Raw genomic sequence first — 5961 nt, forward strand, 5'->3', positions numbered from 1 at the left:
AACAACGTGCCGCTGGCCGGCCAACTGATTGCCAGCGGCGGCAACGTCAACGCCAAGGACGCGATCCAGGATTCGGCCTTCCTCTACGCGGGTGCCGAAGGATTCAATGAGGTGCTCCGGCTGACATTGGCCGCCGGGGCAGACGTCACGAGTACCAACAGGTATGGCGGGACGGCCCTGATTCCGGCTAGCGAACATGGCCACGCGGAGACGGTGCAGATCCTCATCGATGCAGGAGTGCCGGTGAACCACGTCAACAACCTTGGCTGGACTGCCATGCAGGAGGCCATCCTGCTGAACAACGGCGGGCCCAGGCAGCAGGAAGTGGTCCGGCTTCTCCTGGCAGCAGGCGCTGACCCCAACATCAGGGATCCGGAGGGAAGGACCGCACTGCAGAACGCCGAACGGCTGGGCTTCGCGGAGATCGCCGCACTGATCCGCTCCCGCGGCTAGCCCAAGGGCGTAGGGGTTACAGGACCTCGAGGACACTGACATAGTTGGCGATGCCCACGCCGCCCATGTTCTGGACTGGCGCGGCAGGGGTTGGTGAGCTGCATGCCGCCCGCGGTCCCAGTCAGCTGCATGGCGGCGATGACGTGCTGCGAAACGCCGGTCGCTCCCACCGGATGCCCCTTGGCCTTGAGGCCGCCGGACGGGTAGATGGGCACTCTGCCGTCCTTGTACACCCAGCCCTCCTCGATGGCACGGGCACCCTTGCCTGGTCCCGTCAGGCCCATCGCCTCGTACATCAGCAGCTCCGCGATGGTGAAGCAGTCATGCACCTCCGCGAAGTCCAGGCCCTCCAGTCCGACGCCGGCCATCGCCAGTGCGCGCTGCCAGGACGCCCGGGTGGCGTCGAAGGCAACCGGGTCCCGACGTGATGCTGGGAAGAAGTCATTGGCGTGGCCGAAGCCCTGCCAGCCGCACCGGTGCAGTGGCACCGCCGGTCGGGGAAGTGGACAACACGACGGCGGCGGCGCCGTCGGACACGGGGGAGCAATCAGTGCGGTGCAGCGGGTCGGCCACCATGGGGTTTTGTCCGAGACCGTGCGGCAGAAGTCCTCACCCAGGTCCTTGCGGAGCTGGGCGTACGGGTTGTCCACGCCATTTCGGTGGTTCTTCGCCGCGATGCTGCCCAGGACGTCACCCAGGTTGCCGTCGCCGTACCGCTTCCCGTAGTGCTTCGCTACCTCGGCAAAGAGTCCCGTGAAGCCCCTGGTGGAGGCTTTGCCCGCCATGTCATAGTCGGCGCCCAGCAGGCCTGCACCCACAACGTCGGCCCCCGCGTGAGTCATCTTTTCCGCGCCGATCACCAGTACTGTCTTCGTCTCAAGCTGTGGCTCCTTCCAAGCCGGCGGCTGCCGGTGAGTCAAGGGCCACGGTGAACACGGCCTCGGTCTTTTGCCGGATCTCCTCCACGGTGACGCCTGGGGCAAGCCGGGTGAGGGTGAGCTGCCGTCCGCCGTCGTCCGTCCTATGGAGGTCGAAGACCGCGAGGTCGCTGATGATCCGGTCCACCACAGCAAGGCCTGTCAGGGGAAGCGTGCACTTCCGCACGATTTTGGCGCTGCCGTCCTTGGCGTTGTGCTCGGTGAGGACCACGACGCGGGGTGTCCCGGCCACGAGGTCCATGGCGCCGCCCATGCCCTTGACCATCTTGCCGGGGATGGTCCAGTTGGCGAGGTCACCATTGCCGGAGACCTGCATGGCCCCCAGGATGGCTACTTTGACGTGTCCGCCCCGGATCATGCCGAACGAGGTGGCGGAATCGAAGATGCTCCCGCCCGGCAGCACCGTCACGGTCTGTTTGCCGGCGTTGATGAGGTCAGCGTCCTCTTCGCCCTCGTAGGGGAATGGCCCCATTCCCAGCAGTCCGTTTTCGCTCTGCAGCACAACCCGGACGCCCTCGGGCAGGTTGTTGGCCACCAGGGTGGGAATCCCGATGCCGAGGTTAACGTAGTCGCCGTCGTTCAGTTCTTCGGCTGCGATGGCAGCCATGTCATCCCTGGTCCAGGCCATCGGGGTCTCCTTGAATGGGTAGTGGGGTTAGGCCGGAACAGCTTCGGCAGTGCGGCGTGCGGCGGGGCGCACCGTGCGCTGCTCAATGTCCTTGATCCGGTCACTGACCTGCACCAGGCGCTGGACGTACACGCCGGGCGTGACGATGTGGTTGGGGTCCAGCTGGCCCGGTTCCACGATCACCTCGGCCTCCGCGATGGTCAGGAGCCCGGCAGTTGCAACCACCGGGTTGAAGTTCCGGGCGGTGTAGCGGTAGATCAGGTTTCCGTCCGTGTCTGCCGTGTGCGCGTGGACCAGGGCGACGTCGGCCCGGATAGCGCGTTCACGGACGTATGTTTCGCCGTCGAACACCTCGTGGGGCTTCCCCTCGGCAACCAGGGTGCCCACGCCCGTCTTGGTGTAGAAAGCGGGGATGCCGGCGCCGCCGGCGCGGAGGCGCTCCGCGAGGGTGCCCTGCGGGGTGAACTCCACCTCCAGGTTGCCGGCCAGGTACTGCTCGGCGAAGAGTTTGTTCTCGCCCACGTAGCTTGCGATGACTTTGCAGACCTGGCCCGCTTCGATCAGGATGCCCAGGCCCTTGCCGTCCACCCCCATGTTGTTGGAGACCACTGTCAGGTCCCTCACGCCGGAATCGCGGACGGCCTCGATCAGGTCTGCGGGGATGCCGCTCAAGCCGAAGCCGCCCACGGCAAGGGTGATGCCGTCCTGGAGCGCACCCGCCAGGGCGACGGCGGATGCTGGTTGAAGTTTAGACATGGCGCCTCCTCGTTGAGAATCGCGCGGCGGTGGTCCATCTTATGGACGCCGGGCTTGGGACAGGACACTACGGGCGCTGCGGAAGGCCTGTCAAGCCTGGCAAATTCTGCGTTAAGTAGGGCGTTTACAGTGTGGACGGTAGCATTACTAAAGTCCACAATATGGACAACTGAGGAGGAAAATGAGTAATTTACCCATGCAGGGCGCACAGGTTGTCAGCCGCATTGCCGGGCTGTTGCGGCTTGTGGGGCGCCAGGCTGAGGGGATGCCGCTGTCCGCGCTGGTGAGGGAATCCGGCCTCACGCGGCCCACGGTCCACCGGCTCCTCTCCTCCCTCGCATCCGAGGGACTGCTGGATCACGACGCGGGCAGCGGGAACTGGGTGCTGGGCCCGGAGATGCTCCTTATGGGGTCGGTGGCAGCCGCGCGGTTTCCATTGGAGGACATTGCGCGGCCCAGCCTCCGCAGGCTGGCCGAGGCCACTGGCGAGAGTGCCTTCTTCTCCGTCCGCCGCGGTTCCGAGACGGTATGCCTCCTGCGTGAGGAGGGGAGCTTCCCGGTCCGGTCCTTTGTGCTGCACGAGGGCGTCCGGTTCCCACTCGGTGTGGCCTCCGCGGGCACGGCAATCATGGCATTCCTGCCCGAGGCCGAGCAGGAGGAGCTGTTGGAGGGATGGGCGGGACACGCCGGTACTTTCGCTACGGCGCATCCGGAGGATCTGGTCCGGGCCAACCTCGAACAGACTAGGCTGTCGGGTTACGCCGTAAATCCGGGGCTGGTCCTGGAAGGCAGTTGGGGGATAGGCGCCGCGGTCTTCGACGCGTCAGGCAGGCCCGCCTGGGCGCTTTCCCTCACCGGAATCGAGCAACGCTTCAAGCCCGAGCGGCAGGAGGAGCTGGGCGGCCTCCTGATGGCCGAGGCCCATCGCATTACCCAGCAGCTCAACAGGGACGGGAAGGGGAACCGGGCGCGCTGAGTCTTCCAACCTTTGCCGGGGAACGACGACGGCGCGCCGCCCTCTCCGGTGCGACGCGCCGTCTTGCTTCCCGAAAGTGGGGAAGTCCAGCGGCTCCTCAGCTGGATTCCTACAGCCCCGCGCGCGGCTCCTCCGGGCCCTGGCGCTTCCACCAGGTGTCGAAGATGGTGACGGGAACGGTGCGCTTGTGCCGGGTACGCAGGTACTTCTCTTCGATCAGCTCGGCAACGGATTCAGGGACTTCCCGGCCTTCCAGGTAATCGTCGATCTGGTCGTAGCTCAGGCCCAGTTCATCCTCGTCGGTGCGGCCCGGCTTGTCGTCCAGCAGGTCCGCCGTGGGCACCTTTTCCCAGACGCGGGCGGGAGCACCGAGCTCGGCCAGCAGGGCACGGTTCTGCCGTTTGTTCAGGCCGAACAGCGGAAGGATGTCGGCGCCGCCGTCGCCGTATTTAGTGAAGAAGCCGGTGACGGACTCCGCGCCGTGGTCCGTGCCGATGACCAGGTAGTTGTGTTCACCGGCCAGCGCATACTGGGCGATCATGCGGGTGCGTGCCTTGGTGTTGCCCTTGTGGAAGTCGGAAATTTCCGAGCCCACCGTCTTCTCGAACTCGTCCTCGAAGCCATCCACGGCGGCCGAGATGTTGAACGTCCACTCGGTTTTGGGCCGGATAAAGTCCAGGGCAGCCTGCGCATCTTCCTCGTCGTGCTGGACGCCATAAGGCAGGCGCACTGCCACGAAGTTCGCCTCCACACCCTCGGCCTCGAGCTCCTCGACAGCCAGCTGGGCCAGCTTTCCGGCCAGGGACGAGTCCAGGCCGCCTGAAATGCCCAGGACGAAGCCCTTGGTGTGGGTGGCCTTAAGGTAGTCCTTCAGGAAGGTCACACGCCTGCGCACCTCCCCGGCGGGGTCGATCCGGGGCTGAACGCCCATTTCTTCAATGATGCTTGCCTGGAGTTCACGCATGGGGTCCAGCCTAGCCAGCCCTGTCCATCCGCCTCAAGCATCCACACCGGCCCGCCCCCACTAAACTGGGTCCATGACTTCCCCCAGTGACACTGCAGTAGACACTGCAGCCGCCCGCGCCCGCCTGCTGGAACTGATCAAGGAACTCGCCGTGGTCCGCGGCAAGGTCATCCTGTCCAGCGGAGCGGAAGCCGATTACTACATCGACCTCCGCCGCATTACCCTGCACCACGAGGCTTCCAAGCTTGTGGGCCAGGTCATGCTGGCTTTGGCGGACGACGCAGGAATCGAGTTCGAGTGCGCCGGCGGACTCACCATGGGGGCCGACCCCGTTGGTACCGCAGTGATGCACGCTGCCGTTGACGCCGGCCGGAAGGTTGACGCGTTTGTGGTCCGCAAGGCCCAGAAGTCCTACGGCATGGGCCGCCAGGTGGAGGGCCCGTCCGTGGACGGCCGCAAAGTGCTGGTACTCGAGGACACGTCCACCACGGGCGGCTCGGCGCTGACAGCAGTGGAAGGCGTCCGGAAGGCCGGCGGCAACGTTGTGGCCGTTGCCGTTATCGTCGACCGGGACACCGGGGCCAAGGAAAAGATCGAAGCGGAGACCGGTGTCCCGTATCTGTTCGCCTTCGGCAAGGACGAGCTCGGGCTTTCCTAGCCCCGTCGTCACGGGAGTCCGGGGCACACTGTGCCCGGGCTCCCGTGTTGGAGCGGGAGGCAGGGCTGGCCTATCATTTGCGTTATCCCCTTAACTCCCCTGTACGGAGAACGTGCACAATGCTCCCCCCTCAACAGCCCTTGAGCGCGACCGACCAGATCCAGAACCTCATTCTGGAAAGTGCCGACTTTGAGGACTTCCTGAACGAACTGGCGCGGTTCTCCGCCCATCAGATGGCTGGCGACGGCGATGACGCACTCTGTGGCATCACCCTGCTCCGGGACCGCAAGGCGGCAACGATTGGCTGGAGCAGCGACTCTGCACGGAAAGTGGACGAGATCCAGTACTCCTTGTCGCAGGGCCCCTGCCTGACTGCTGCAGAAGAGGAACGCGAAGTCCACGTTCCGGACCTCTTCGAGGAAGACCGCTGGGGACCGGACTACGCGGCAGCGGTGGCTTCGCACGGACTGCGGTCAGTTCTGTCGCTGCCGTTCAACCTGCAGGGTGAGGCGAAAGCTGCGCTGAACCTGTATTCCGACGTACCGCGCAAGTTCGATGACCGTGCCACCGCGAAGGCCCGAGGCTATA

7 protein-coding genes and 1 pseudogene are annotated in these 5961 nt (G+C 65.4%); 4 read left to right on the forward strand and 4 right to left on the reverse strand.

Going from position 1 to position 5961, the window contains the following annotated elements:
• Positions 1 to 453: ankyrin repeat domain-containing protein (locus tag AC5RWX_RS29245; RefSeq protein ID WP_494099736.1), on the forward strand; the 453-nt coding region annotated here is incomplete at its 5' end.
• A 16-nt stretch (positions 454 to 469) separates the two neighbouring features.
• Here AC5RWX_RS29245 and AC5RWX_RS29250 read toward each other — a convergent pair.
• From AC5RWX_RS29250 to AC5RWX_RS29260, 3 genes and pseudogenes are all read right to left on the reverse strand, one after another.
• A pseudogene (locus AC5RWX_RS29250) lies at positions 470 to 1325 on the reverse strand (thiolase domain-containing protein); the annotation flags it as partial.
• Between the two features lie 4 nt (positions 1326 to 1329).
• Positions 1330 to 2019 (reverse strand): CoA transferase subunit B, encoded by a 690-nt coding sequence (locus tag AC5RWX_RS29255; RefSeq protein WP_494099737.1) that lies wholly within the window; start codon positions 2017 to 2019, stop codon positions 1330 to 1332.
• 27 nt (positions 2020 to 2046) lie between these two features.
• Positions 2047 to 2775 carry a CoA transferase subunit A gene (locus AC5RWX_RS29260; protein ID WP_494099738.1) on the reverse strand — a complete coding sequence of 243 codons (729 nt, stop codon included), beginning with the start codon at positions 2773 to 2775 and terminating at the stop codon, positions 2047 to 2049.
• 181 nt (positions 2776 to 2956) lie between these two features.
• On the opposite strand from AC5RWX_RS29260, the gene AC5RWX_RS29265 reads away from it, so the two are divergent.
• Positions 2957 to 3751, forward strand: coding sequence for an IclR family transcriptional regulator (locus tag AC5RWX_RS29265; protein ID WP_494099739.1), 795 nt, complete (start codon positions 2957 to 2959; stop codon positions 3749 to 3751).
• 109 nt (positions 3752 to 3860) lie between these two features.
• On the opposite strand, the gene nadE is transcribed toward AC5RWX_RS29265, so the two are convergent.
• On the reverse strand, positions 3861 to 4715 hold the full coding sequence (gene nadE / locus AC5RWX_RS29270; RefSeq protein WP_494099740.1) for an NAD(+) synthase: 855 nt from the start codon (positions 4713 to 4715) through the stop codon (positions 3861 to 3863).
• 73 nt (positions 4716 to 4788) lie between these two features.
• Here nadE and pyrE point away from each other — a divergent pair, with 73 nt between their 5' ends.
• A complete protein-coding gene (pyrE, locus tag AC5RWX_RS29275) occupies positions 4789 to 5373 on the forward strand; it encodes an orotate phosphoribosyltransferase (RefSeq protein WP_494099741.1) in 585 nt (194 codons plus the stop codon).
• A gap of 119 nt (positions 5374 to 5492) precedes the next feature.
• On the forward strand, positions 5493 to 5961 hold a 469-nt coding region (locus AC5RWX_RS29280), incomplete at its 3' end, for a GAF domain-containing protein (protein ID WP_494099742.1).

It is taken from the genome of Arthrobacter sp. SPT-J7 (assembly GCF_059089965.1).